The organism is Motiliproteus sediminis (assembly GCF_017912535.1).
GTDB lineage: Bacteria > Pseudomonadota > Gammaproteobacteria > Pseudomonadales > Balneatricaceae > Motiliproteus > Motiliproteus sediminis.
Window position 1 is genome coordinate 113,922 of the sequence record NZ_JAERQK010000005.1, and the last position, 26,938, is coordinate 140,859.

Below are 26,938 nucleotides of genomic sequence, written 5' to 3' on the forward strand. Positions count from 1 at the left end.
CTAGCGTTGGCGGGCCGCTTTCAGGGTGTCGGCTATCAGGAACGCCAGCTCCAACGCCTGATCGGCGTTCAGACGCGGATCGCAGTGGGTGTGGTAGCGATCCCCCAGCTTCTCTTCGGTGACCTGGAAAGAGCCGCCAATACACTCGGTAACGTTCTGGCCGGTCATCTCGAAATGTACCCCTCCGGCGCGGGTACCCTCGCCGTTGTGTACCTCGAAAAAGCCTTTCATCTCCTTGAGAATGCTGTCGACCGAGCGGGTCTTGTAACCGCTGGAGGCTTTGATGGTGTTGCCGTGCATCGGGTCGCAACTCCACAGTAGCTGGCGCCCCTCGTCGCGCACGCGGCGTACCAGCGGTGCCAGCTTTTCCACCACCTGGTCGGCGCCCATGCGGGCGATCAGGTTGAGGCGGTCGCCACTGTTGTCCGGATCAAGAATGTCGATCAGGCGAATCAGTTCATCGGGGTTCATGCTGGGGCCGACCTTGACCCCGATGGGGTTGTGGACACCACGCAGGAACTCGACGTGGGCGCCGTCGAGCTGGCGGGTGCGGTCGCCGATCCATAGCATATGTGCGGAACAATCGTACCAGTTGCCGGTGAGGCTGTCCTTCCGCGTCAGCGCCTGTTCGTAGTTGAGGAGCAGGGCTTCGTGGGAGGTGTAGAGCGAGGTTTCATGGATCTGAGGCGTGTTGCCGCCACTGATGCCGCAGGCTTCCATGAATGCCAGTGCCTGGTCGATCTGTGCCGCCAGATCCTGATATTTTTCGCCGGCGGGGCTGGCTTCGACGAAGTCCAGGTTCCAGCGGTGAACCTGGTTGAGGTCGGCAAAGCCGCCCTGGGCGAATGCGCGCAGCAGGTTTTGGGTAGCCGCTGCCTGATTATAGGCGTGCAGCAGGCGCTCCGGGTCAGGTAGTCGAGCTTCGGCGGTAAAGCCGATATCGTTGACGATATCACCGCGATAACTAGGTAACTCGGTGCCGTCGATCTGCTCCATATCGGCGGAACGGGGCTTGGCGAACTGGCCGGCCATGCGGCCCACCTTGACCACCGGGCAGCTGCCGGCGAAGGTGAGAACCACCGCCATCTGCAGCAGAACCTTGAAGGTGTCGCGGATGTTGTCGGCGTGAAACTCGGCAAAGCTCTCGGCGCAGTCACCACCCTGCAGCAGAAAGGCCCGGCCGGCTGTTACCTCGGCAAACTGACGGCGCAGGGCGCGCACCTCACCGGCAAATACCAGTGGCGGGCGGCGGGCCAGAGTGGCTTCCACGGCCGCGACCTGGTCGGCGTTATTGTAGAGAGGTTGTTGCAGTATCGGCTTTGCGCGCCAGCTTTCGGGGGTCCAGACCGCCATCGAGTCGTCCTTATCCGGAGTTGCTAAAAAAACAGACCGGCTAGTGTACGTGCTGGCACTGGGATTGACCAGTGCGGGCGGGATGGGCGATGCGGCTCAGCTTTTTGGGGTGGTACGGATACCTGACAGGTTTTGAAACGATGTTTCTCGCGCAGTGGCTATGAAGTCGCGCATGAACTCGGCGTCTTTTTGATCATCGCGAATGGCGGCGTAGAGAGTCGACCATACCCCTTTGCTGCCCAGCGGACGGGCGCTCACGTATTCGCGCTCCAGGTACTCGGTCAGTGCCCAGTTGGGCAGGGCACATACGCCTCGTCCGCTGGCGACCAGTTGCAACATCATGACCGTCATTTCGGCGGTACGGATCTCGCGTGGTTCAACGTCGGCGGGGTCAAGGAAGCGGGTGAAAACATCGAGTCGGTTGCGATCGACCGGATAACAGATCAGGGTCTGGTCACAGAGGTCTTCCGGTTCGATATGGTTCTTGCGGGCGAGGGCGTGTTTGTTGGAAACCGCCAGCAGCATCTCATAAGCGAACAGCGGCTCGTAACAGATGCCGTTGATAGGTTGCGGATCCGAGGTGATAACCAGGTCCAGTTCGCCGCGCGCTAGTACCGGCAGCGGTGAGAAATTAAAGCCGCTGGCCAGGTCCATCTCCACCTCGGGCCAGTTCTCGCGGAAATTGTCGATGGTAGGCATCAGCCACTGGAAACAGCTGTGACACTCGATCGACATGTTCAGACGTCCCGCCTCGCCGCCCGCCAGACGCGCTATGTCACGCTCAGCGTTGCGGAACATCGGCAACGCTTCATCGGCGAGCTGCAGCAGACGCTGGCCGGCACTGGTGAAGCAGATCGGCTTGGTCTTACGGATAAACAGGGAGCAGTTGAGGCGCTCTTCCAGATCTTTGATTTGATGAGAGAGCGCTGATTGGGTCAGAAAGACGCGTTCCGCCGCTTCGACCAGGCTGCCGGTATCTCGCAAGGCGGCTAGGGTCTTAAGGTGGCGCAGCTCGATCATACTCACACTCCCTGTCGGTTAAACGTTGTCGAGCGGCAGGGTTGGCCGCTCTTTGTATGAGTGAAATTCAAGTATAGACGTAATCGAGCGGAGCGCTGCATCTCTCGCCGGGGCGGATTAGTCCTGTACCGGTCCCAGCAGGAGAAACTCCATCAGTGCTTTTTGCGCGTGCAGGCGGTTTTCGGCTTCATCGAACACCACCGAGCGGGGATCGTCGAGCATGTCCACGCTGACCTCTTCTCCGCGGTGGGCGGGCAGGCAGTGCATGAACAGGGCGTCCTCGGCAGCCATATCCATGAGCGCTGGCGATACTTGATAGCCGGCAAACTGCTGCTCCCGCTCGGCCTGCTCCTCTTCCTGGCCCATGCTGGCCCAGACGTCGGTAACTATCAGGTGGGCGCCGCTGGCTGCCGCTTTGGGGTCGCGCAGGATCTCGACGCGATCGGCGTGCTGGCGCGTGAGTGCCGGGTCCGGTTCAAAGCCTTCCGGGCAGGCGACTCGCAATTTGAAGTCGAACTGGGCAGCGGCGTTGATGTAGGAGTTGCACATGTTGTTGCCATCGCCGATCCAGGTCACGACCTTGCCCTGAATACTGCCCCGGTGCTCGACAAAGGTCTGTACGTCGGCCAGCAGCTGACAGGGATGAAAGTCGTCGGTCAATGCGTTGATCACCGGAACCTTGGAGTGGGCGGCAAAGGTTTCCAGCAAGCTGTGATCGAAGGTGCGGATCATGATGATATCTACCATCCGCGAAATGACCCGGGCGCTGTCTTCAATCGGCTCGCCGCGGCCGAGCTGGGTATCGCGTGGTGACAGAAAGATGGCGCTGCCGCCAAATTGAGCCATACCGGCTTCAAAGGATACCCGGGTGCGGGTCGATGACTTTTCGAAAATCATCCCCAGTACCCGGTTTTTCAGCGGTTCGTAGATCTCCCCCCGGTTACGCTTGGCTTTAAGTGCGACGGCGCGCTGGATGAGGCCATTCAGCTCGTCGCTGGTGAGATCCTTGAGGGTCAGAAAATGTCGTGCTGCCATAACAAATACCTTCAACACCCCCGGTCAGACCGGGGGTGACTGCTCCATTTCGTGGTTGTGTGCTGAATTAGCCGCGGCGGTTAAGTCGGTCGTCGCCTACAACGATCTTGATCAGCTTGCTGATAACACCGACCATTAGATTGGCTTCGGTGTCGTTGGTGATGAGGGGCGGTAGCAGGCGGACGATATGGCCGCCGCCGGTCACGTTGATCAGAATTCCTTTCACCTTGGCGAGGACTGCCAGTTCGGTGATGGGCTGGTCAAACTCAATGCCAATCATCAGGCCCTTGCCCCGAATATCGCGAATGTGTTCGGTGCCGTCAAGTTCTTCACGCAGTGCGGCGACCATCCATCCGCCCAGTTCTGCTGCCCGCGCCATCAGTCCGTCCTGTTCCAGCGTGTCCAGCACCGCCAATGCAGCAGCGCAGGCAAGCGGGTTGCCGCCGTAGGTGGATCCGTGGCTGCCCGGTCCCATCAGGCTGGCGACGTCGTTGCGCGCCAGGCAGGCACCGATAGGCACGCCGTTGGCCAGTCCTTTGGCAGTAGTGACCACGTCGGGTAGCAGATTATGCTGCTGATAGGCGAAGAAGGTCCCGGAGCGTCCGTTACCTGTTTGCACCTCGTCGAGCATCATTAACCAGCCTTTGCGGTCACAAAGGTCACGTATCTGGCGCAGGTAGTCGGAAGAGGGGATGCGTACACCTGCTTCGCCCTGAATCGGCTCAAGGAGAATGGCGCAGACATCCTGATTGTTGTCGGCAATCTGTTCCAGTGCGCGGATGTCATCGAAGGGCGCGCGCACAAAGCCGCTGACCAGTGGTTCGAACCCTGCTTGTGCCTTGCGGTTGCCGGTGGCGCTTAGGGTGGCTAGCGTACGCCCGTGAAAGCTTTGTTCCATCACCACGATGGCGGGCTTGTTGATACCCTGTTTGTGGCCATGCAGTCGCGCCAGCTTGATGGCTGCTTCGTTTGCCTCTGCGCCGGAGTTGCCGAAAAACACCTGATCCATGCCGGACAGCTCAGTCAGGCGCTCGGCCAGCTGCTCCTGCAGCGGGATGGTGTATAGGTTTGAGGTGTGGATCAGTTGGGCGGCCTGCTCACTGATTGCCCGAGTGACTGCCGGGTGGGCGTGGCCGAGCCCGCAGACGGCGATGCCGCTCAGGGCATCAAGAAACTTGTTGCCATCGGCATCGTATAACCAGGCCCCTTCACCGCGTTCAAACGCAACCGACATTCTGGCGTAAGTGTTCATCAGCGCCTTTGAGGCCATGGGTGCTATCTCCGTGTCGTGTTGCCGTGGTTGCCGTACAAAAGGTGAAAAAAGGCGACATTCTAGACCCCTGCTAAGGGGTTGGCAAACCGCGGAACTGTTGTCATTCGTAGGGCTTTTAGGGCATCGTATGGGGAGAGTATAGACCTGCTCTTGGGTGCTGTAGGACAGCGGCCGAAGAAAAGGGATGGCTATAGCTGACTATTTTGCTTGGTTATGGTTATAATGCGCCAGCACTACCGCAGTGCGGTAGCGCTTCAAGTTTTATTGTTGATGCAACGAAGGTGAACGAATGTCCAGTGTGGTCGATACGATCAAAGAGCAGATCGCGAGTAATTCCATTCTTCTGTATATGAAGGGAACGCCGAAATTTCCGCAGTGCGGTTTCTCCTCGCAGGCCGCCCAGGCACTGATGGCGTGTGGAGAAAAGTTTGCCTTCGTCAACATTCTGGAGAATCCGGAAATCCGGGCTGAGCTGCCCAAATATGCCAACTGGCCCACTTTCCCGCAGCTATGGGTCAATGGCGAGCTGGTGGGTGGTTGCGACATCATTGTTGAAATGTCGCAGTCCGGCGAACTGGAGCCTCTGATCAAGCAAGCCGCGGCCTCAGCCGAAGGCTGAACCGCCGTCGCTGGCCGAGTGGCCAGCTATTGTCTATATATATGAGTCACTTCTATAGCAAGGGAGAGAGTTATCAATGAGCGTACTCGTAGGTAAGGAAGCACCCGATTTTACCGTCAATGCGGTACTGGGCGATGGCCAGATCGTTCCTGACTTTAACCTCAAGCAGGCGATCAAAGGGAAGTACGGCCTGCTGTTTTTCTATCCGCTGGACTTCACCTTTGTGTGTCCCTCGGAGCTGATTGCGCTGGACCACCGCCTGGACGCGTTCAAGGAGCGTAACGTTGAGGTGATCGGTGTATCTATCGATTCTCACTTCACCCACAACGCTTGGCGTAATACCCCGATCAACCAGGGTGGCATCGGTCAGGTCGGTTACACCTTGGCCGCCGACATGAATCACGACATCTGCAAGGCCTACGATGTCGAGTCTGCCGGCGGTGTTGCCTTCCGTGGCGCGTTCCTGATCGATACCGACGGTGTGGTTCGGTCACAGATCGTTAACGATCTGCCTTTGGGGCGTAACATGGACGAACTGATTCGTTTGGTGGATGCGCTGCAGTTCCATGAAGAGCATGGTGAAGTGTGCCCGGCCGGCTGGCAGAAGGGTGACAAGGGTATGAATGCATCACCGGATGGTGTCGCTGCTTATCTGTCGGATAACGCAGACAATCTGTAAGCTTTACATGAGTAAAGGTGCTTGATAAAGCATCTAAAAACACACTCAGGTTAGCCCCGACACCCGCATCACTGATGCGGGTGTTTTTTTATACGGGCTCAGTACTCTTCCTGGGTGGCCAGAACCAGATCCCATCCGCCCAGTTCTTTCCAGCGGTTGACGATCAGGCAAAACAGTTCGGCGGTTTTTTCGGCGTCGTAGGCGGCGGAGTGGGCGGCTTTGCTATCGAAACTGATCGCGGCCACCTCGCAAGCGCGTGCTAGTACAGTCTGGCCGAACGCGAGTCCAGCCAGGGTGGCCGTGTCGAAGCTTGAGAAGGGGTGGAAGGGGTTGCGTTTGATGCCGCAGCGCTCGACCGCTGCGTTGATAAACCCGAGATCAAATGAAGCGTTGTGGCCGACCAGAATTGCGCGCTTGCAGCCGGAGGCTTTGACCGCTTTTCTAATCGGTTTAAACAGGGCTTCGAGCGCCTCTTTTTCCGCCAGGGCTTCGCGCAGGGGGGAGTATGGATCGATGCCGGTAAAGTCGAGGGCAGAGCGTTCCAGGTTGGCGCCCTCAAAGGGCTCGACATTGCAGGCAACGGCCTCTTCCGGCAGCAGCATCCCCTCTTCGTCCATGGAGACTACGACGGCGGCAACCTCCAGCAGGGCGTCGGTGCGGGCATTAAAGCCGGCCGTTTCTACATCGATGATTACCGGCAGGTAGCCGCGAAAGCGCTCCGCCATCAGTGGCTCGTGATGAGACAGCTTGGTCACGAAAACTCCTTGTTCGTGGTCAGGCGCGGGTGACGCGCCAAGATAGGGTTTCTCCGGCGCCCAGCGGAACGATCACGCTGTTGCCGTAGCTCAGTGTGTCGGCCTGTTGCCAGGGCTGTTTCTCCAGAACGATGCTGTCACTGTTGCGGGGCAGACCGTAAAAGTCGGCGCCGTAATGGCTGGCGAAGCCTTCCAGCTTGTCGAGCGCTCCTTGCTGTTCGAACGCTTCGGCGTAAAGCTCAATGGCGGCGGTAGCGCTGTAGCAGCCGGCGCAGCCGCATGCCGTTTCTTTGGCATCTCTGGCGTGGGGCGCCGAGTCGGTGCCGAGGAAAAACTTCGGGCTGCCGGAGGTTGCTGCTTTGAGTAGTGCCTGCTGATGGATGTTGCGTTTGAGGACAGGGAGGCAAAAAAGGTGCGGGCGGATGCCGCCAACCAGCAAATCATTGCGGTTGAAGAGCAGGTGCTGCGGGGTGATGGTGGCAGCCAGTGTATCCGCGCCTGCTGCCACGAACTCTGCTGCATCACGGGTAGTGATGTGTTCCATGACCAGCTTGAGGCCGGGAAAGTCGGTGACCAGTCGGCGCAGGTGGCGCTCGATGAAGACCTTTTCGCGGTCGAAGATGTCGATGTCGGCATCAGTGACTTCGCCATGCACCAGCAGGGGCATGCCGGTTTCCTGTAGCGCCTCAAGTGCGGGGTAAATGCAGTGCAGGTCGGTCACACCCGAAGCCGAGTTGGTGGTGGCGCCAGCCGGATACAGTTTGGCGGCAAAAACCTTGCCGCTGGCTTTGGCTGCGCGGATCTCGTTAGCGCTGGTGTTGTCAGTGAGGTATAGCGTCATCAACGGTTGAAATCCCCGTGCCGACGGCATCTGCTCTTGCAGGCGCTCGTGATAAGCGCAGGCTTGGGCGGTGGTGGTGACCGGCGGAACCAGGTTGGGCATGACGATGACGCGACCGAAGTAGCGGGCCATGTCGCGTACCGTATCGCCAAGGACCAGACCGTCTCGCAGGTGGGCATGCCAGTCATCAGGGCGGGTAATTTCAAGGCGTTGCATCAGGCGGTGTTCTCTGTATGGATCTCGGGGCATTCTAACAGCCGCTTCCGGATGAGTCATTACGGCCACTCCTGGCGTGCGATATGTTAAAGTTTTGCCGCTGGCTGACGACAACAGACAGGCGGGTAAGAGCGTTTTTGATAACTCGGGTTAATCGTATGGTAACGAGCGAAATGGTGACGGGCCAAAGGCCGCTGCGGGGGCTTGGTCGTGGCATGGCGGCGGCGGCTCTGATGCTGTTGTCTGTGGCAGCAGCTGCCGTTACCTTTCAGGCGCCTTTGGACGCGACGGACTGGCAGCTGGAGTCGTCACGATTTTCCTGTCGTCTTACCCAGTCAATCCCGGACTTTGGTACCGCTGTGTTTGAGCATAATGCAGGCGAAGAGGTGCAGTTTGTGTTGCGCTCCGCGCGCGCATCCTTGATGGGCAAGCAGACCCGCATCACCTCCGAGCCGCCTTCCTGGTGGGCCGGACGCGCGCCGCGCCAGATCGGTATGATTGAGGATCAGAGTCGCGATACCGACCTGCGGGTTCGTTCGCTCATGGCGCGCGATATGTTGGCGTCACTGTCCAGTGGCTATCTGCCGACCTTCACCAACGGTCAGTGGATGGGGACGACAGAGCCGGTCAAAGTGGCGATTTCAGCGGCCAATTTCGGTGCGGCATATGAAAGCTACGTGGATTGTGTAGCATCGCTGCTACCTGTGAATTATCGCCAGATTGCCCGCTCGGCGGTGTTGTTCCCGTCAGGGCAGTGGCGCCTGTCGGATGCTACCAAAAAGCGACTCGATACCGTGGCGTTGTACGTCAAGAACGATCCCTCGATCACCACGATCTATGTCGATGGCCATTCCGACAATGTTGGGCGCCGTTTGTCCAATCGTGATCTGTCACGCCAGCGTGCCGAAGCGGTGAGCCAATATCTGGCTCAGGCGGGGGTGGGTGAAGAGATGATTACCACCCGCTATCATGGCGAACGCTATCCCGTGGTTGATAACCGTGGTCAGGAGAATCGCGCCCGTAATCGTCGAGTAACGGTGCGCCTGGAACGCGAACAGTAACCCCTCCGTTTTGTCGGTCATCCTGCGCGGAGGTGTTTCCTCCGTATCGGGTAATGCGTGTATAATTCTCGGTCCTTCGTCAGAGTCTAGGGTCTCGTCCGGCGGGATCGTTGAGTGGAGCTTTGTAATGTCAGATATCAAGAAAGTCGTGCTGGCTTATTCCGGCGGGCTGGATACCTCGGTCATCGTCAAGTGGCTGCAGGAAACTTATAACTGTGAAGTAGTGACCTTTACCGCTGACCTGGGGCAGGGTGAGGAAGTTGAACCGGCGCGCGCCAAAGCACAAGCGCTCGGGGTTAAAGAGATCTATATCGAAGATCTGCGCGAAGAATTCGTCCGCGATTACGTGTTTCCGATGTTCCGCGCCAACACTATCTACGAAGGTGAGTACCTGCTGGGTACCTCCATCGCCCGCCCGCTGATCGCCAAACGCTTGGTGGAGATCGCCAATGAAACCGGTGCTGATGCCATCTCTCACGGTGCTACCGGCAAAGGTAACGACCAAGTGCGCTTTGAGCTGGGTGCCTACGCGTTGAAGCCGGGTGTCAAGGTGATCGCTCCATGGCGCGAGTGGGATTTGAACTCCCGTGACAAGCTGATGGCGTACTGTGATGAGCACGGCATCGAGGTCGACTTCAAGAAGAAGGGTAAGAAGTCACCCTATTCCATGGATGCCAACCTGTTGCATATCTCTTACGAGGGTGGTGTGCTGGAGGATCCCTGGACTGAAGCGGAAGCTGATATGTGGCGCTGGAGCGTTTCTGCCGAAGAAGCGCCGGACCAGCCTACCTATATTGAGTTGACTTACCAGCAGGGCGACGTCGTTGCCATTGACGACCAGTCGATGACCCCTGCAGAGGTGCTGACCTATCTGAACAAGGTAGGTGGTGCCAACGGTATCGGTCGCCTGGATATCGTTGAAAACCGTTTTGTCGGCATGAAGTCCCGCGGCTGTTATGAAACTCCGGGCGGAACCATCATGCTGCGGGCCCATCGTGCGATCGAGTCGATCACCCTTGACCGTGAAGTGGCACACTTGAAAGACGAGCTGATGCCGCGTTATGCCAAGATCATCTACAACGGCTTCTGGTGGTCGGAAGAGCGCAAGATGCTGCAGAGCATGATCGACTACTCGCAGCGGTTCGTGAACGGCAAGGTCCGGCTGAAGCTCTATAAGGGTAATGTTGATGTGGTCGGGCGCAGCTCTGAGCAGAGCCTGTTTGACGAGTCGATTGCGACCTTTGAAGATGACGCAGGCGCTTACGATCAGCAGGACGCAGCCGGCTTCATCAAGCTCAACGCGCTGCGTATGCGCATCGCTGCTGGCAAAGGGCGAGACCTGTTGAACGACTAATTTCGTCGATGTCACAGGAAAGCCTTGGGGTTTATGCCCCAAGGCTTTATTTTTATGTAATCATCAGATAATTGGATCGTTTTTCTGAACTGAGACCACTCCATGGCAAACTACCTGGCTGACAAGTCGGTATTGATCGTCGCCAAAAAGCTGGAAGATCTGGGCGAATTGCGCGCGCTGGTGGCGGAGACCGGTGCGCGGGATGTGTTGGTGGCGTCGTCCGCGAACATGGCGTTCAATCTGCTGCGGAGCCAGCCGTTCGACGTGTGCCTGGTGGAGTATCGTCTGGGCGAAGGAGAGAAAAACGGGTTTCAGGTGATCGAGGAAGCCAGTCGCGAAGGCTTGCGCCGTGCGGTTGATATTTACGCGCTGGTGAGTCCCGAGAAAAGCGAGCTGTTGTCCCATGATTCCGTCGATGTGATCGCTGATACCCAGTTTCTCAAGCCGGTCCAGCCGGTCTATTTTCACCAGCGGCTGGAAAAGCTGCTTAAGGTCAAAAAGGCGGTCTATCCGGTCGAATCCCTGGTAGACAACGATGAGCTGGATAAGGCGCTGCTGGTGATGGACAAATTACTGCGCCAGTTCCCATCGCTGCGCAGCTATCTCGACCGGGTGCGCGGTCGGCTGTTGCTCAAGCTTGAGCGTTGGGCGGAGGCCGCGGAGCACTTCAAGCGGGTTCAGGCGGATACGGACCTGCCCTGGAGTCATACGGGTCTGGGTATTTGTGCCTACCATCAAGGTCTTTACGAAGACGCACTGGCCTACTTTAACCAGTTGTTGGGCAAGGTGCCGGACAGCATCGAAGCCTACGACTGGCTGTCGCGGGTTTATCGTGGCGTCGGTCGTAACGGAGACGCGCAGAAGGTTCTGGAGAAAGCGATTCAGGTGTTGCCCACGGCGCCGGCGTTACAATCGGGGCTCGGGGACGTGGCCAGCGAAAACAGTGACTGGGATACCGCCATCAAGGCCTTTCGCGGTGCCGTTCGTTTTGCCCGTCATTCCGTTTACAAGCACCAGAACAATTACTTTGGTCTGGCGCGTTGTTTGCAAACGCGGGTCTCTCCCCATGGCGGTATGCAGTCGTCTGAAGCTTCGACCGAAGCGGTGCGGACGCTGGAAGATGTCGTTGAGCAGTACTTCGACAATCAGCTGATCCGCTTCAAATCCAAGTTGATGACCTCTGAAACCTACAAGAAATCCGGTGATATCAGTCGCGCTAATGTGGCCGCCAAGGATGCCTTTGAGGTGTTTCGCCAGCTCAGTGATGGCCAGCAGGCCGAGGAGCTGGATAACCTGTTGGAGGGAGTGGAAGGCACCAATCAGCAGGATGCGGTTGAGGAGTACCGCACAGAGTTCAACCGGCGAGTGTTTAGCGAAACCGAGTGGGGTCAGCATAATCTGGCGGGTATGAATGCCTACCGCAAGGGGCATTTTGATGACGCGCTGAAGTCCTTTATGGCGGCGTTGGATGCCGTTCCCAACAGCCCCAGCGTGATGCTGAATCTGGTCCAGACCGGCTACGAGCTGATCCGTCAGCAGCCGGAACGCAGCGGTGAAATACTGGCGCTGTGCAACTCCAAACTGCTGCGTATGAGTATCGGTGCGATGAACAGCAAGCAGCAGGAGCGCTATCGCTTTCTGAGCCAGCGCCGTGCCGAGCTGGCCGCTGGAAGTTCCCGTTCCGGCGGGAACTGATCCCACTCTTTTGTACTCACAGACAGTGGTAGCTTGCATCGCTGCCGCGTGGTCTCTGCCTATACTTAAGCTAACCAATCGTTCTTGCTGATGCCGGGCAAGAAGGGGTGTCTGTTGTACGTAGCAATTTTGGAAGCCGAGCGTAATCTGGCTGAGTGTCTGATGGCCTGGCTGGCTGATGCCGGTCACCGCTATACCTGTTGTTCCAACGCTGAAGAGTTCCTCGCCTGCCTCGATAGTGAACGTTATGATCTGCTGTTAGTGGATTGTAACTGCGACGACGATCGCTGCTTTGAGCTGGTGGAGCGCGGTGTCAACCATGCCCAGGGCCGTTTGCCGCTGTTGTTTATCAGTGACTCGGGGGCGCAGGACCAGATTGTTCGGGCATTGGAGTACGGCGCCGATGATTATGTGGTCAAGCCGTTGCAGCCGCAGGAGCTGGTATCCAGGTTGGAGGTACTGGCGCATCGTTTCTGCCGCCGTCCGCGCGCCGATATCGAGCATTACGGCCCCTTCGTTATCGATCATGCCCAGCACCTGATTACCCGGTTTGAAGAGCCGATTGCGGTTACCGGCAAGGATTTCAGCCTGGCGGCCTACCTGTTCCGGCATCAGAATGAGTTATTGTCCCGCCATCGTTTGCTGGCGGAGGTCTGGGGGGTGAGTCAGCAAGTCAACACCCGTACCGTCGACATGCACATCAGTCGCTTGCGTAAGGCGTTGTTGTTGGATGGAACCGGCTTTGATATCAAGACGGTACACCAGCACGGCTACCGCTTGGAGGGGCGCGACGGCGGGGGCTCGAATTGCAAATAAAAGTGGTCGCCGCTACAATCGCGGCAGCCTGCCGGCGGCTGGGCAAGCGGCTGGGCAGAACCGTAAAAAGGGGCTGGTCAGCCCTTTTTTAGTTTCTTGCGATTGAGTCGAATGAAAGCACACAAAATATCCACCGCGTCGGTCCCCATGCGTCATGTAGGGCCGGTGAAAGTGACCGGCGACGAAGTCAATGACGAGTTGATGGTACCCTTGGCGACCTACGAGACCCCGCTGTGGCACTCAGTGGGGCGCGGTGCGCGGGTAACCAAATTGGCCGGTGGGATTCGTGCGACACTGATGGACGAGCGTATGAGCCGCTCTATCCTGCTGGAGGCTCCCGACGCCGGCGTTGCCCTGCAGGCGGTCAGCAGTCTCAGAACGCGTCTGGACGAACTCAATGCGGTAGTGGCTGAGAGCAGCCGGTTTGCCCGCCTGATCGATATCAACGTCCAGTTCGTTGCCAATCTGATCTATCTGCGTCTGGAGTTTACTACCGGCGACGCCTCCGGGCACAACATGGTTACTCATGCCGCTGATCGTCTGTTTCCCTGGATTTTGCAGCAGTACCCGCTGCTATCCTACGTGTCGATATCGGGCAATTTTTGCTCTGACAAGAAAGCCACCGCCGTCAACGGTATTCTCGGTCGCGGCAAGTATGTGATTACTGAAGTGTTGATACCGCGTGACCTGTGCCAACGTCGGCTGAAAACCACCCCGGAGTTGATGGTCGAGCTAAACGTCAAGAAGAACCTGATCGGCACCCTGGTCGCCGGCGGCTTGCGCAGCGCCAACGCGCATTATGCCAACATGCTGCTGGGGTTCTTTCTGGCAACGGGGCAAGATGCCGCCAATATCGTTGAAGGCTCTCAAGGGATGGTCCATGCAGAGGTGCGTGATGGTGACCTCTACTTCTCGGCCACCCTGCCGAACCTGATTATGGGCAGTGTAGGCAATGGTAAAGGGCTTGATTTCGTCGAGGACAACCTGCGCGCACTGGGTTGCAAAGAGGAGCGAGAACCGGGGGCCAACGCCCGTCGGCTGGCGATCTGGTGTGCAGCGACCGTGCTCTGTGGCGAGCTTTCGCTGCTCGCAGCCCAAACTAATCCGGGTGAGCTGATGGAATCCCATCTCAAGCTTGAGCGCTGATGTCAGATCCGACCAACAACCGTAAGATAGAGCATATCCGGGCGATCGAAGCCGATCGCGCCACGGATCGCAGCTGTGCCTATTTCGACCGGATTCATCTGCGCCACCGGGCTCTCCCGCAGCTTGATCTGAGCGTTGTCGATCCGTCGGTGCAGCTATTGGGCAAGTCGCTCAGCTTTCCGCTGCTGATCTCCTCCATGACCGGTGGCGATCACGAGCTGGTAACGCGCATCAATCGCAACCTGGCGATTGCCGCTGAGGCTACCGGGGTGGCGATGGGCGTGGGGTCGCAGCGGGTCATGTTTACTCATCCGGACGCGCGGGAAAGCTTCGAGTTGCGCCGTTGGGCGCCGTCCGCTCTGTTGATGGGAAATATTGGTGCGGTACAGCTCAACTACGGTTTTGATGTTGGGCACTGTCAACAGGCAGTAGATTGCTTGCAGGCTGATGCGCTTTATCTGCACCTCAATCCCTTACAGGAAGCGGTTCAGCCCGAGGGCGATACCAATTTTTCCGCACTCGACAAAGCGATCGCGACAGTGGCGGCTGATCTGTCGGTACCGGTGATTCTGAAGGAGGTCGGTGCAGGACTGGCGCCTGAGGATGTCGCTCTGGGGCTGGCGGCGGGGGTGCGTCACTTTGATCTTGCCGGCACTGGCGGAACATCCTGGAGTCGCATCGAGCACCATCGCCAGCCGGAGCAGGGGGGGACAGAGCTCGGCCTGCTGTATCAGGATTGGGGTATTCCAACACCGCTGGCATTGCAGCTGGCAAGGCCGTTCATGGACAATGCTGTTTTTATCGCCAGCGGTGGTGTCCGGACGGGCATCGATATGGTCAAGTCTGTTATACTTGGCGGCTCGCTTTGTGGAATGGCGGCGCCTTTTTTACGTCCGGCGATGGAGTCACCGGACGCGGTGATAAGCGTGATCGAACGATTACGACGTGAATTTGTTACGGCGATGTTTTTGCTCGGAGCGTCCGACCTGAGCGAGCTGCGTTTGAATGATGCCCTGATTCTGACTGGGCTGGAAGGATGATTGGATAGTATGTCTGTCGGTATTGATGATATCAGTTTCGCCACCTCGAACTTTTACCTCGACTTGAAAAGCCTCGCCGACGTTCAGCAGATCGAAGCGGATAAATACTATCTGGGCATAGGCCAGGAAAAGATGGGCATGGTGTCGCTGGATGAAGACGTTGTCACCATGGCTGCCAACGCGGCTTTGCCGATCGTCGAGAAGATCGATAGACAGAGCATCAGCACCGTACTCTTCGCCACCGAAACCGGCATCGATCAATCCAAGGCTGCCGGTATTTTTGTGCACGGCTTGCTGGAGCTTCCTGCCCGTTGTCGGGTGGTGGAACTAAAGCAGGCGTGTTACAGCGCCACGGGGGCCTTGCAGATGGCGTGTGCGCTGGTGGCGCGCAATCCGCAGCAGAAAGTCTTGGTGCTGGCGTCCGATATTGCCCGTTACGACCTGGATTCCTCCGGTGAAGCGACTCAGGGCTGCGGTGCGGTGGCAATGCTGATCAGTGCTAATCCCCGCCTGGTCGAAATTGAGCCGGAATCCGGTCACTACACCGAAGATGTCATGGATTTCTGGCGGCCCAATTACCGCTCGACCGCGCTGGTGGATGGCAAGTATTCTACCAAGATCTATCTCAAAGCGTTGAAGCAGGCCTGGAGTCACTACCATGAGGTGTCCGGGGTTGAGTTTGACCAGCTTGATTACGTTTGCTATCACCTGCCGTTTAGCCGTATGGCGGAGAAAGCGCAGCTGCAGTTGGCCAAGTTCAGCAAAAGCTCGGCGGACAGTGCAGCGTTGTTAGCGCGCATTGAGCCGACGCTGCACTACAACCGCATTCTGGGTAACAGCTATACGGCATCAATGTACATCGGACTTAACTCGCTGCTGGATAATGCTGATCAGGATCTAAGTGGCCGCCGGATCGGTTTTTTCAGTTACGGCTCCGGCTGCGTAGCCGAGTTCTTCAGTGGCCGAATCGTCCCCGGTTATAAGGCCCATCTGCACAGCGAACAGCACGCACGCATGCTGGCTGAACGTGAGGAGCTCGATTACAACGCCTACCTGCGTTTCTATCACGCTACCCATCCGATCGATGGCGGCGACCACCAGTTCGAACCCAAGACCCGCGGCCACTTTCGTCTTGCGGGTATCAGCCAGCACAAGCGGATCTACAGCGCACGCTAATGATTGCAACCGCTCCCGCGAAGGTGATTCTGAGCGGCGAGCATGCCGTGGTGTATGGCGCGCCCGCACTGGCCGCCGCAGTGCAGCGTTATGCGCGCTGCCAGGTTACCGCTCTGGGGCGTCGCGACCGACTGGCTTTATCACTTCCCGATCTCTCTATCGAACGTGCGCTGGCATTGTCGGATCTTACCGACCTGCGACAACAGGTGCTGAAACGTCATGCTGCCTATCTAGCCGGCCAGTTAACCATTGATAAGGTTGCCACGGCCGACGAACTGCTGTGGAGCGCGTTGGGGGAGTGGCTTCATCAGTATTCGCCGGGTGGTCTGCAACAAGGGCTGCGGATCCGGCTCAGCAGCTCGATTCCGTTGGGATCCGGCATGGGGTCGTCGGCTGCGGTGTGTACAAGTTTGGTCGCATCGGTCAGTGCTTTTTGTGGTCGTCCCTTGGCGCGCGACGCCTTGCAAGCTCTGGTGACCCGGGTTGAGGCGCTGCAGCACGGCCGCAGCAGTGGTCTGGATCCGGCCTTGTCGGTGCGGGGGGGGGTGATGCGCTTCTGCTGCGGTGATGCCGAGCCCTTGGCTGCCGCGCTGCCCGGTCGTTGGTGGCTGGCTAACAGCGGCACTCCGCGGGTGAGTACCGGCGAGTGCGTTGAGCTGATCCGTCAGCGCTTTGGCAGCAGCACGATCTGGCAGCGCTTCGCCGCGGTGACCGCGGCGTTGGAACAGGGGTTGCGGCAGCAGGACAGAGCGGCCATCGCCGCGGCGATTCGCACCAATCATCGGCTGTTGACCGACATCGGGGTGGTTCCCGATCGGGTGCAGCAGTGCATCGACGACATTGAAGCAGCCGGCGGTGCCGCCAAGATAAGTGGTGCCGGTGCTGTGACTGGCGATGCCGGCGGCCTGATACTGGTTTATCATCCTCACAACGATGTACCGCCGGCACTTCCCGCCGAGTACCAACTGATGGATCTGGAGCTGGACTCTTATGGCACAAGAGTACGAAATTAGGGCGTCTGCCCCTGCCACCCTGATGTTAATGGGTGAGCACGCGGTATTGTTTGGGCACCGGGCTATCGTCTGCGCGGTGGACCAGCGAATTCATATCCGGCTGAAGCCGCTCGCCTCGCGCCTGGTGCAGATCGAGTCGGCCCTGGGTGACTATGAGAGTAGCCTTGACGCACTCCATGACGACAAACGGTTGCAGTTTGTGCTCCATGCGGTGCGCCAGTTGCGCGACCGTATCCCCAGCGGGTTTAATCTTTCCATCCGTTCCGACTTTTCCCATCAGGTGGGGCTCGGGTCTTCTGCCGCGGTTACCGTTGCCGTCGTCGCCGCACTGTATTACTGGCTCGACACTGACCTGGACCGCCAGCAGGTGTTCGATTCGGCGCGGGAAACCGTGTTGCAGGTGCAGGGTCGCGGGTCCGGTGCGGATATCGCCGCAGCCACCTTTGGTGGGGCGGTGGCGTACCGGGCCAAACCGGTGGAGTACCACCCGCTCAAGGCAGCCCCGCCGCTAAGCCTCTGCTATGCCGGCTACAAAACGCCAACGCCGGAAGTGCTGCGCCGGGTGGCATCAGCACGCAACCTGTCGCCAAATTTGTACGATGAGCTTTACCGGCTGATGGGTGAAGTTTCCGAGCGGGCTATCGCTGCGTTTGAGGAGCAGGACTGGGATCAGTTTGGCTGGTTGATGAACTACTACCACGGTCTGCTCGATTCCTTGGGTGTCAACGACCGGGTGATGGCAGATATGGTCGCCCGCATGCGCGAAGCTGAAGGGGTTCTGGGAGCCAAAATCTCCGGTTCCGGGCTGGGCGACTGTGCAGTAGCGTTGGGACGCCTGGAGGGTATTGATATGCCCTACACCCAGATTCCGGTGACGATTACAGCGCGTGGCGTGGAGGCGGATTATGCGTAAGCAAGATGTCATTGCCAAGCTGCTGCCGGCGACCCGGTTGCCGGTGTGCAGCGTGGCGGAGGCGTTTGCGCCCAGCAACATTGCACTGAGCAAGTATTGGGGCAAGCGTGATGCGGAGCTCAACCTGCCGGTCAATCCCAGCCTGTCGGTGAGCCTTGGTCGACTGGGTAGTCATACCCGATTGAGTTGCATCGACGCGGCGCAGGATGAGGTGCTGCTGAATGATCAGCCGGTTGCCGAGGATGACAGTTTTAGCCGCAAGATAGTCAGTTACCTGGATCTGTTCCGCAGCGAGGACGCACCGCGGCTGCGGATTGAAACCCGCAACAACATTCCCACCGCCGCTGGATTGGCCTCCTCGGCTTCTGGCTTTGCTGCGCTGGCCAAGGCGCTCGATCAGTTGATGGGGTTCAACAGCCCGCCGGCGCAATTGTCAGCCTTTGCCCGCATGGGTAGTGGCAGTGCCAGCCGCTCCATCTTTGATGGCTTCGTCGAGTGGCAGATGGGGGTGCGTGAAGACGGTATGGATAGCGTGGCCGTGCGTTTGCCCGCCAACTGGCCGGCGCTGCGGATCGGGTTGCTGACGGTGGCAGCTGCCGCCAAACCGGTTGGGTCGCGTGCGGGCATGCAGCGAACGGTAGAAACGGCCCATCTCTATCAAAGCTGGCCGCTACAGGCGAACACCGACCTCGAGAAGATTCGTGAGGCGATTATTACGCAGGATTTCACCCTGCTGGGGCAGACGGCAGAGCGGAATGCGTTGTCGATGCATGCCACTATGATTGCCTCCTGGCCGCCATTGCTGTACTGGCAGCCCGAGTCTGTGGCGGCGATGCAGCGTATCTGGCAACTGCGCGCCGAAGGATTGCCGCTCTATTTCACCATGGACGCCGGGCCCAACCTCAAGTTGCTGTTCCTTGAGCAGGATCAGGCTGCGGTGAGCGCAGCGTTCCCCGACCTGCAGGTGGTCGCTCCTTTCGTCCAGCCATGACCCACGCCTTTCTGCTGACCCAGCAGTGCCTGCCCTCACCACAGGGGCTGGTGTTTCAATATTGGGTCAGCAGCGATCAAGGGCCGCTGGAGCTGCGGGTCGAGGGGCAGGAGGCAGTATGCTTCTACCCGCGTGCGCAGCAGACCCTGGTGGAGCAGAGTCTCGCCCGGATAGCGGGGTGGCGAACGGCCGAGCTCAGGCTCTGCGATGTCGACCTGCAACCGGTCAATGCCCTTTACCTGCCCGCTCTTGACAGCCTTTACCGCGCCCGTGATGTGCTGCGTGCCGCAGGCGTCACCCTGTATGAAGAGGATATTCGCCCCGCCGAACGTTACCTGATGGAGCGCTTTATCGGCGCCGGGATGGAAGTTGAGGCTGATACGGTTGAACAATGGCCCGGCGGCGTCCGGTCGCCACTACACGACCCCCGTTTGCGCGCCAGTGATTACCGTCCCCGACTGCGATTGTTGTCCCTCGATATCGAAACCGCCATTGATCATCATGAGTTGTATAGCATTGGCTTGGCTGGTGAAGGACTGGAGCGGGTGCTGATGAAGGGGCAGGGCGAGGATAGCGCTACCCTGCGCTTTTTACCGGATGAGAGGGCGCTGTTGAAGGCGTTGGAACAGGAGCTGGCTGACTTTGATCCCGACCTGATCGTGGGCTGGAACCTGATCCAGTTCGATATACGCTATCTGGTACGCTGCGCCGAACGTTGTGGCGTATCCCTGCATCTGGGGCGCGGCGGTGCGCCGTTGTCGGTGCGGCAGGGGGCCGCCGGCCAGTGGCGTGCGACGCTGCCCGGGCGGGTGCTGGTGGACGGTATAGAAGCCCTGCGCGGCTCTACCTTTCAATTTGACAGTTTTGCGTTGGACAATGTCGCGCAGGAGTTGCTGGGGCGGGGCAAACTGATTGAAGGGAGTGGTAATCGCGGGCTTGAAATTACCCGCCTGTACCGGGAAAACCCGGTCGAATTGGCCGCCTACAATCTGGAAGACTGCCGACTGGTGTTGGAGATATTCGCGGTGGCGCGGCTGACCGAGTACCTGGTCGAGCGAGCATCACTTACCGGCCTGACCATGGACCGGGTGGGTGGGTCGGCGGCGGCCTTCGACCACCTTTATCTGCCACGGATGCATCGCCAGGGCATGGTGGCGCCGGCCTACGCCTCCGGTGCCCAAGGGCTCGATAGCCCCGGTGGTTATGTGATGGATTCGCGCCCCGGTCTCTATGATCACGTGTTGGTGCTGGATTTCAAAAGCCTATACCCCAGCATTATTCGCACGTTTCTGGTGGATCCGGCCGGTTTGTACCGTGCACCGGCACTGGCTGATACGGCCACCGTTGAGGGGTTTAATGGCGCGCGCTTCGATCGTGGCGAGCCGATTTTGCCGGCGTTGCTGGCGGAGCTTTGGCGTGCGCGTGACAAGGCCAAGGCCGCTGCCAATACGCCGCTCGCGACCGCGATCAAGATCATTATGAATGCGTTTTACGGCGTGCTGGGTTCACCCCAGTGCCGTTTCTTTGATCAGCGTTTGTCCGGCTCCATCACCCTGCGCGGTCATCAGGTGTTGACGGAGAGCGCTGATTACGTTGATGAACGCGGTTATACCGTTATCTACGGTGATACGGACTCGCTGTTCGTCTGGCTGAACCGGGCAGTGACGGCTAACGAAGCGGATCAGATTGGCCAGCAGTTATCTGCCGAGCTCAACGGGTGGTGGCGGCAGCGGTTAAGTGATGAGTTCGCGCTGGAAAGCTTTCTGGAGATTGAGTACGAAACCCACTATCGGCGTTTTCTGATGCCGACCATCCGTGGCTCCGAAAAGGGCAGCAAAAAACGTTATGCCGGCGTGGTGGGCGAAGGCAAGCAGGCGCGCATGGTGTTCAAGGGACTGGAGTCGGTCCGCAGCGACTGGACCGCGTTGGCGCGCCAGTTCCAGCAGGAGCTGTATCGGCGCATCTTTGCCGGCGAATCCTATCAGACATACCTCTGTGATACCGTCGCCGCCCTGCGCGCCGGTGAGCTGGATGACCAGCTGGTGTATCGCAAACGGCTGCGGCAGCCGCTGGATGAGTACCAGCGCAGCCAGCCTCCGCATGTGCGTGCGGCGCGGTTGGAGCGGCAGCGGGCAATGGCACAGGGGATACCCTGGGAGCCGGGGCGGCGGCGCGTTCACTACCTGATGACGGTTAATGGGCCGGAGCCTTTGGCCTACCGCGAGTCAAACATCGACTACCAGCACTACGTTGACAAGCAGTTGGCACCGGTAGCCGACGCCATTCTGCCGTTCGTTAACGACAGCTTTGCCCGTCTGACGGAGCAGCAGGGGGAGCTGTTCTGACGCGGAGCCGAGCACGATGCCATACCTGTTTGTATGCATACAGGCGCTTTCCCTGTCAGCCAGAGGTATGTTTTGACTCGCCTTCAGGGGGCTTAAATGTCGATCGGCTCGTAGATGCCATTGTTGTCGCTGTCCCAGCCGCGGCGTCCATCCCAGTAGATGATTAATGGACCATCGCCCGCTTGTACGCCGATGGGGGTGGCGGTCACTGCCCAACTGGTCGCCGTGTTGACCAAGGTGAAAGCATACCGATCAATAGCCGGGTGCTTGCTGGAATCGAGCGTATAAACGGCCGCCAGATTAGGTGCATCGTATTGGCCATTGCCCTGAGTCAGAGCGTAGGTTTCCATCGCTGAGCCGATATCCTGCAACACCAGTATGGCTTCGTTGCGATGGCTGCGTTTGACGTTGTCCTGATACGCCGGGTAGGCGATCGCTGCCAGAATGCTGATGATCGCCGCGGCGATCATCAGCTCCAGCAGGGTAAATCCCTTTTCCTGTTGCTGCTTCATTAGAAGGTCAACTCCCTCCAGCGAATACGACCGGTGGCACTGTCATCACCGCTTTGGAGCTGACTGCCCTGATTACCACTGGCCGCTGTGGCAGTGGTGGCACCGGTGGTGGTGGTTGTTGTTGTGGTCGGCGTGTAGCTATTGGATTTATTCAGATCTGACCATGATTTACCGGTAAATGTGACCGAGGATTTCGCGGTATCGTAGTCATAACGTGAGGTGCGTTCTTGACAATCGGTGCATCCCGAACAGGACTTGGTGTCATAGTTGGCGCTGCTGCACTGGCAGGTCTTGATCGCAGCATCGTCTTCGTCGTCGATGCGGTGGATTTTGCTGCTGCTTGCCAGGGTGAAGCCGTTGACCCGATACGGCCCATGGTAGGTCACCTGAAGGCGGGTATCGTTGGAACCAACGGTATCTGCGAGCACCTGCAGGTCGAGACCGAACCAGTTTTCAGTGTTGCCAGTTGTCGTGTTAACCCCGGTGCCGGCCCCTGCACTGGAGGGGTAGGAGCCGAGGCCGGGGCTACGTGCGTTATCATCCTTTTCTTCGGGGTCAACGGTGATCGATGCTTCAATGTTACCCTCTGCAGTATATCCGGTGAAAGTAAAGGTGACGTTGATATCGTCGTTGACTACGCGTAAGCGGTTGAAGGTCATCACCGAGCAAGATGCGGCCGCATAGGTGGTGGTCGTGGTGGTGGTGCCGGCGCTGCCCGCCATGCCTTGGTTCCAGAGATTGACGTAACTGAGCGCACTGCTGTCACGTTCGGCGATGGCCGGGCCAGAGGTCAGATCGGCATTGATGCGCATGGCGATCACCAGGTCACCGGTGTCGGTACCGTCGACATAGTCCACGTTGTCGTAGACGGGGCTAAGTACATCATCGCCATTGCGGTCGAAGACCACTTCGTCCGGCAGGCGCCCATCGGTGTATTCCAGGTGGGTCAACCAGTTATCGCCAGTGCCGAGGTCGTGAATCATGAACTGGATGCGGCTGTCATGCAGTTGCGGCGGCTGCAGGATGTGCTCATCCGCGGCCAGGTCCAGGTACCAGCCCTTCTGGGTGCTCCAGTTAACCGCGCTGTTGTTAGGGCTGGAGCTTTCATCCACGGTTTTGTAGTTGCTGTTGGAGGTCAATGTTAGCGTACGTTGTTGCAGGTTGGCCCGGGCGTAGGGAGATCCGAGTGCAGCGGTGGGGGTGTCCTTGAAAGCATAGAGCGTGTGCGTGGCCGCGCTGGAAATGCCATAGGGGTCGCCGGTGGCGATAAAGACCATCAATGAACCGTCGGGCAGTGCACCGATTTCCGGTGCGGTCAGGATCGGCTGGGGATTGCTGGAGCTATCGGCGGCGGTGAATACCTTGGTGGCACTCCAACTACTGGCGGTGCTGCTGGTGAGATCAAAGCGCCAGACATTGCCGTCCAGGTCGCCGGCATAGACATAATCGACTTTATGATCCGCGTTGACGTCGATGCCGCGAGGAGAGCTCAGGCCGTTGCCTTGCGGCGCGGTAGAGGGTGTCAGCAGATTGTCGAAGTCCTTGATCACCGTGGTGGGGCTGTTGATATCGCGGATATAAAGAATCGGCTCACCGCCGGTATCGTAGCCGTTAGGAGCGATCAGCACCCAGTTGCTGCTGTTGGCATTACTACGGGCGATTATCGGTGCGCCGTAGGTGTAACCGATACCCGTAGGGGCAAACTCCCACATCTTGCTGCCAGCGATGGTGCTGATGCTGTCGGAAGATGTTTTGGGGGTGGTGACGTCAAGGGCGAAGTAGCCTTTGCCGCCTGATCCCAACGCGCCGACCAGCAGTGTCTTCCACTTGGTACTGGTGGTAAAGCTGTTATGGTGGGCATCGTTCACTACCAACGGACCGTCGACACTGTAACTATGGGAACTGGTTGACGCGGCCCAGTTGCTCAACCCGCTTTCAATCAGGGAGGGGATAAATCCGAACACCTCATTGCCCGAGTCGTCGAAAGCGTGCAGCATGCCATCGTTCGCACCGGCGTAGATACGCTTGGCGCGATTCTGATGGGTGTTCACAAACGACAGGTAATCGTCGAAGGTGTAGCGCTCTGTGGGTTTACCGACGAACGCAGGATTGGCATGAATCAGTGTGCCGAGCTTTGAGCTGCGATCACGATATGCGGCGGTGCCACCCACCGACAGTTCATTGGTGTTGTCGCCGCAGATGTACTTTTCCAGATTGCTGGCCGTTGTTGTGCACAGATCGTAGGAGCCATCGCTGCCTTTGAATACGATCCGCGAATCATAGCTGCGGGCGTCCAGCGCGGCTGCCGCGCTCCAGTCCGCTGTCGAGGTGACCGCGCCACCACTGTCGATGGCGTGTCGCAGCAGGTCGCCTTCCAGGGTAACGTTGTCGAACCAGACCCGGTAGAGTTTCTGGTTTCCGTCGCTGATGGTTGATCCGGTTAGTGCCGGTGGAGCGATCGATCCAAACGGTGTGCTGGTGGGTGGAAAGCTGCTGAGGTCGGCAGCCAGGGCGGCCGAGGTCAGCGTCGAGGCTATCAGTCCGATTGTAAGCTTGAGTTCCATGGTCTCCTCCATCAAGGCGACGTAACGTAATAGGATTGCACCATCTTGCGCTGCCCGCCGCTGCTCATCTGGCCGATAGCCGTGATGCGGTAGAGGTAGCGATCGGTGGGGGCCGCGCCACCATTGCCGGGCGAGGCCAGCGGGCCCATATATTCAATAAAGAAGCTGCCCTCTGTGTCTGTTGACGAAGTGGTGGCACTGGACAGGGCGACTGACGGTGAGTTAAGCAGGGCCTGAATACTGCTGAGGTTAGATACCGCGCTTTCGATGTCGGTGCCCAGATAAAGGCCATCGCTGGGCAGCGCCGCGTAAAAATCAACAGGGTCGGCGTAATTGTTCTGTACTACGTTCTCGGCGTACTTCAGCGCTTCTTCCGCAGCGTTGAATACGTCCATCTGGCTTTTGACCCGACGGGCGGTCTGGATCTCGGTGCTGGCCGTTTGCATACCGCTGAGCGCCACCACGGTTAGCACTACCAGAAAGATCAGGGCGATGATCAGGGTGGCCCCGCGTTGCTGTCGTCTTAGTGCAGTCATCGTCAGCTCCCTACCCGGTTGCGCAGGGCGATGGTGGTTTCGATCCGGCGTTCCAGTTTTTGCGAGGGAGTGCCGTCATCGCTGCCATCACACATCTTATAGGTCGCCGCTGGCGAGACGATGTCCGCGCCTCCCCGCAGACGCAGGCAGACTTTGAGTAGTACCACGTCGTCACTGCCGGTGGTGGTCTTGTACTGGTTGGCGATGCCGTCGCCGTCACTGTCTACGCCGTAGAGAATTCGTAGCTCCTGCACGTTGCTGATCAGGGCTGCACTGGCAGCGCTACCGCCGTTGATGGTGGCCTGGCACACCAGCTCGTTGCCAACCTGCTGGAACAGATTGACGCTTTCGGCGGCGTTACTGACCATGGTGCCGAGGCAGTCGCGCAGAACGGCGATTGGCTTGGGGTTGTCAGTTGAGCCGGTCGCGTTGGACGCGGCAGCCTTGAACTTGATGCTGATACTGCTGGCGGCACCGCTGAGGCCATCGCTGAGGGAGCCCTCTTCGAGGCTGGTTTCGCGAAAGCCCGCCATGCGCACGTAGCGGGTGATGTAGTCGATCGTTGCACGGCCCTCTTCCTGCAATCCCACTGCAGCGCGTTGCAGCTCCATCGACTGGCTGTTGGCGATAAAGGTTTTGAGGATAGCGCCGGTGACGATCAGCCCCAAGGTCATGGCGATCATCAGCTCGACCAGCGAGAACCCCTGCTGTTCATGGCGAGTCATCATAGGCTGAACTCCATCCGAACGCAGGTCAGGAGGAGAGTGGTGGACGGAGTGTGTTCGGCAATCTCGCAGCTTTGGTTATCATCGCGGTTATCCCAGATGACGTAGACCACATAGTCGTCAGTTCCTGAAGCAGCGTAGACCGCACCCAGAGTGTTACTGGGCAATGAATCGCCCAGGGAGCTGAACCAGGTCGCCAAGTCGTAGGTGGCAATTTCGGTACCATTGCAGGCGGATGCAATACAATCGTCGCTGGTGGTCGGGATGCTGGTGTAGGTGTTGAGGTACGAAGCCACGTTGCCGGAATTGGCGCGAATGGTCTCGACCAGTTCTTGGGCTTTCCAGGTAGCCAGCAGGCTTTGGTAGGCCTTCTGGTTGGTTTGCTGGCCGCTCAGGTTCAATCCCGCCACGCCCAGTACTCCAACGCCGAAGATCAGGATGGCGATCAGCACTTCGATCATGGTGACACCGCGTTGTTGACGCATCATTTGCTCCCCCTCCTTAACAGCCACTGAGCGGCGTAGTCGATATCCGCCCGGAAATGTTGATGGAGGTGGTGGCGGTGCAGCCACCAAGGCTGATGGTGATGGCGACGTTGGGGCCGCTGGCGCTGTCCAGATTGCCGGTGGAGTTAAACACCACCTGGTTGAGTAGGGTCGAGGTGCTGGTCTTGGCCACGGCGGTCTGGGTGTTGTCACTGGCGAAGGACTTGTTCATCAGGGTGTTGCTGTCCCACGATCCGTAGGCCGCCGAACTTTCCATCTGCACCAGATAGCCGTTGTTCCAGTCGGTAGCGTTGCCACAGGTGTTGGTGTTCAGGCCGGAACCGGACTTGGCGCAGACGCGGGCACGAAAATTGTGTTCGATCGCTACCTGGCGCGCCAGACGCAGCGCAGAGTTGATCTCGTCGAGTCGCGAAACCGCCCGGTTCTTCTTGGTGAAGCTCTCGTAGCTGGGGATGCCGATCGATATAACCATGGTGATAACCGCCAGCGTGACCAGCAGCTCGATTAATCCAAATCCCTTTTCAACGCTTCGGTGACCCATAAAAATCCGAGGTTGTGTTGATCGTTTGCCGGCAAGCGCCAGCGTATCTGCAAAAGTTAGCACTTGGGGTACTTGGCGGGGCTGATGTAAATCATGTGTTTGACCGAAACCGCGGTAATACGGCGCTTTTTTGCGAGGATGAGACTCGATAAAGTGATTTTGGCTGCCCTGCAGATACGTCCAATTATATCGGTTACAGCTGATGTTTAAGGG

25 protein-coding genes are annotated in these 26,938 nt (G+C 58.6%); 13 read left to right on the forward strand and 12 right to left on the reverse strand.

The window, feature by feature from the left end; genetic code table 11:
• From JJQ76_RS11045 to JJQ76_RS11060, 4 genes are all read right to left on the reverse strand, one after another.
• Entirely contained in the window at positions 1–1,353 is a 1,353-nt protein-coding gene (locus JJQ76_RS11045) for a class II 3-deoxy-7-phosphoheptulonate synthase (RefSeq protein ID WP_210396879.1), read from the reverse strand.
• 96 nt (positions 1,354–1,449) lie between these two features.
• Positions 1,450–2,373: a LysR family transcriptional regulator gene (locus JJQ76_RS11050; protein WP_210396880.1), complete on the reverse strand. Its 924-nt coding sequence runs from the start codon at positions 2,371–2,373 to the stop codon at positions 1,450–1,452.
• 117 nt (positions 2,374–2,490) lie between these two features.
• Positions 2,491–3,408 (reverse strand): ornithine carbamoyltransferase, encoded by a 918-nt coding sequence (argF, locus tag JJQ76_RS11055; RefSeq protein WP_210396881.1) that lies wholly within the window; start codon positions 3,406–3,408, stop codon positions 2,491–2,493.
• A gap of 67 nt (positions 3,409–3,475) precedes the next feature.
• The gene (locus JJQ76_RS11060) at positions 3,476–4,678 is read right to left on the reverse strand and encodes an aspartate aminotransferase family protein (protein ID WP_210396882.1); all 1,203 of its coding nucleotides are present in this window, start codon (positions 4,676–4,678) and stop codon (positions 3,476–3,478) included.
• Positions 4,679–4,970: 292 nt separating this feature from the next.
• Between JJQ76_RS11060 and grxD the strand changes: the two genes are divergently transcribed.
• Positions 4,971–5,300: a Grx4 family monothiol glutaredoxin gene (grxD, locus tag JJQ76_RS11065; protein ID WP_210396883.1), complete on the forward strand. Its 330-nt coding sequence runs from the start codon at positions 4,971–4,973 to the stop codon at positions 5,298–5,300.
• A 76-nt stretch (positions 5,301–5,376) separates the two neighbouring features.
• The gene (locus JJQ76_RS11070) at positions 5,377–5,979 is read left to right on the forward strand and encodes a peroxiredoxin (protein ID WP_210396884.1); all 603 of its coding nucleotides are present in this window, start codon (positions 5,377–5,379) and stop codon (positions 5,977–5,979) included.
• A 98-nt stretch (positions 5,980–6,077) separates the two neighbouring features.
• On the opposite strand, the gene rnt is transcribed toward JJQ76_RS11070, so the two are convergent.
• Positions 6,078–6,704, reverse strand: coding sequence for a ribonuclease T (gene rnt / locus JJQ76_RS11075; protein ID WP_210396971.1), 627 nt, complete (start codon positions 6,702–6,704; stop codon positions 6,078–6,080).
• Positions 6,705–6,753: 49 nt separating this feature from the next.
• Complete coding sequence (pyrC, locus tag JJQ76_RS11080; RefSeq protein WP_210396885.1) at positions 6,754–7,791, reverse strand: dihydroorotase; 1,038 nt, start codon at positions 7,789–7,791, stop codon at positions 6,754–6,756.
• Between the two features lie 158 nt (positions 7,792–7,949).
• Here pyrC and JJQ76_RS11085 point away from each other — a divergent pair, with 158 nt between their 5' ends.
• The 11 genes from JJQ76_RS11085 (at position 7,950) to JJQ76_RS11135 (ending at position 21,341) form a co-directional block, all read left to right on the forward strand.
• On the forward strand, positions 7,950–8,852 hold the full coding sequence (locus JJQ76_RS11085) for a flagellar protein MotY (protein ID WP_246480601.1): 903 nt from the start codon (positions 7,950–7,952) through the stop codon (positions 8,850–8,852).
• 127 nt (positions 8,853–8,979) lie between these two features.
• Positions 8,980–10,206 carry an argininosuccinate synthase gene (locus JJQ76_RS11090; protein ID WP_210396886.1) on the forward strand — a complete coding sequence of 409 codons (1,227 nt, stop codon included), beginning with the start codon at positions 8,980–8,982 and terminating at the stop codon, positions 10,204–10,206.
• 102 nt (positions 10,207–10,308) lie between these two features.
• Entirely contained in the window at positions 10,309–11,901 is a 1,593-nt protein-coding gene (locus JJQ76_RS11095; protein ID WP_210396887.1) for a tetratricopeptide repeat protein, read from the forward strand.
• Positions 11,902–12,015: 114 nt separating this feature from the next.
• A complete protein-coding gene (locus tag JJQ76_RS11100) occupies positions 12,016–12,717 on the forward strand; it encodes a response regulator transcription factor (protein WP_210396888.1) in 702 nt (233 codons plus the stop codon).
• Between the two features lie 111 nt (positions 12,718–12,828).
• The gene (locus tag JJQ76_RS11105; protein WP_210396889.1) at positions 12,829–13,863 is read left to right on the forward strand and encodes a hydroxymethylglutaryl-CoA reductase; all 1,035 of its coding nucleotides are present in this window, start codon (positions 12,829–12,831) and stop codon (positions 13,861–13,863) included.
• Complete coding sequence (gene fni, locus JJQ76_RS11110; protein ID WP_210396890.1) at positions 13,863–14,903, forward strand: type 2 isopentenyl-diphosphate Delta-isomerase; 1,041 nt, start codon at positions 13,863–13,865, stop codon at positions 14,901–14,903. Before JJQ76_RS11105 ends, fni begins: the two co-directional genes overlap by 1 nt.
• Positions 14,904–14,912: 9 nt before the next feature.
• Positions 14,913–16,079, forward strand: coding sequence for a hydroxymethylglutaryl-CoA synthase (locus JJQ76_RS11115; protein ID WP_210396891.1), 1,167 nt, complete (start codon positions 14,913–14,915; stop codon positions 16,077–16,079).
• Positions 16,079–17,092, forward strand: a complete 1,014-nt coding sequence (locus tag JJQ76_RS11120) for a mevalonate kinase family protein (protein WP_210396892.1) — start codon at positions 16,079–16,081, stop codon at positions 17,090–17,092. Before JJQ76_RS11115 ends, JJQ76_RS11120 begins: the two co-directional genes overlap by 1 nt.
• Positions 17,070–18,005, forward strand: a complete 936-nt coding sequence (gene mvk / locus JJQ76_RS11125; protein ID WP_210396893.1) for a mevalonate kinase — start codon at positions 17,070–17,072, stop codon at positions 18,003–18,005. The genes JJQ76_RS11120 and mvk overlap by 23 nt, the downstream gene beginning before the upstream one ends.
• Positions 17,998–18,996 (forward strand): diphosphomevalonate decarboxylase, encoded by a 999-nt coding sequence (gene mvaD, locus JJQ76_RS11130; RefSeq protein ID WP_210396894.1) that lies wholly within the window; start codon positions 17,998–18,000, stop codon positions 18,994–18,996. The genes mvk and mvaD overlap by 8 nt, the downstream gene beginning before the upstream one ends.
• The gene (locus JJQ76_RS11135) at positions 18,993–21,341 is read left to right on the forward strand and encodes a DNA polymerase II (RefSeq protein ID WP_210396895.1); all 2,349 of its coding nucleotides are present in this window, start codon (positions 18,993–18,995) and stop codon (positions 21,339–21,341) included. The genes mvaD and JJQ76_RS11135 overlap by 4 nt, the downstream gene beginning before the upstream one ends.
• 92 nt (positions 21,342–21,433) lie before the next feature.
• On the opposite strand, the gene JJQ76_RS11140 is transcribed toward JJQ76_RS11135, so the two are convergent.
• The 6 genes from JJQ76_RS11140 to JJQ76_RS11165 are packed head-to-tail and all read right to left on the reverse strand — an operon-like array spanning position 21,434 to position 26,725.
• Positions 21,434–21,853 carry a type IV pilin protein gene (locus JJQ76_RS11140; protein WP_210396896.1) on the reverse strand — a complete coding sequence of 140 codons (420 nt, stop codon included), beginning with the start codon at positions 21,851–21,853 and terminating at the stop codon, positions 21,434–21,436.
• Positions 21,853–24,417: a pilus assembly protein gene (locus tag JJQ76_RS11145; protein ID WP_210396897.1), complete on the reverse strand. Its 2,565-nt coding sequence runs from the start codon at positions 24,415–24,417 to the stop codon at positions 21,853–21,855. Before JJQ76_RS11145 ends, JJQ76_RS11140 begins: the two co-directional genes overlap by 1 nt.
• 11 nt (positions 24,418–24,428) lie before the next feature.
• Complete coding sequence (locus JJQ76_RS11150; RefSeq protein WP_210396898.1) at positions 24,429–24,953, reverse strand: pilus assembly PilX family protein; 525 nt, start codon at positions 24,951–24,953, stop codon at positions 24,429–24,431.
• A 2-nt stretch (positions 24,954–24,955) separates the two neighbouring features.
• Positions 24,956–25,681: a PilW family protein gene (locus JJQ76_RS11155; protein WP_210396973.1), complete on the reverse strand. Its 726-nt coding sequence runs from the start codon at positions 25,679–25,681 to the stop codon at positions 24,956–24,958.
• Positions 25,678–26,166, reverse strand: a complete 489-nt coding sequence (gene pilV, locus JJQ76_RS11160; protein WP_210396899.1) for a type IV pilus modification protein PilV — start codon at positions 26,164–26,166, stop codon at positions 25,678–25,680. Before pilV ends, JJQ76_RS11155 begins: the two co-directional genes overlap by 4 nt.
• Before the next feature lie 13 nt (positions 26,167–26,179).
• Positions 26,180–26,725 carry a GspH/FimT family pseudopilin gene (locus JJQ76_RS11165; protein WP_210396974.1) on the reverse strand — a complete coding sequence of 182 codons (546 nt, stop codon included), beginning with the start codon at positions 26,723–26,725 and terminating at the stop codon, positions 26,180–26,182.
• Positions 26,726–26,938 lie beyond the last annotated feature (213 nt).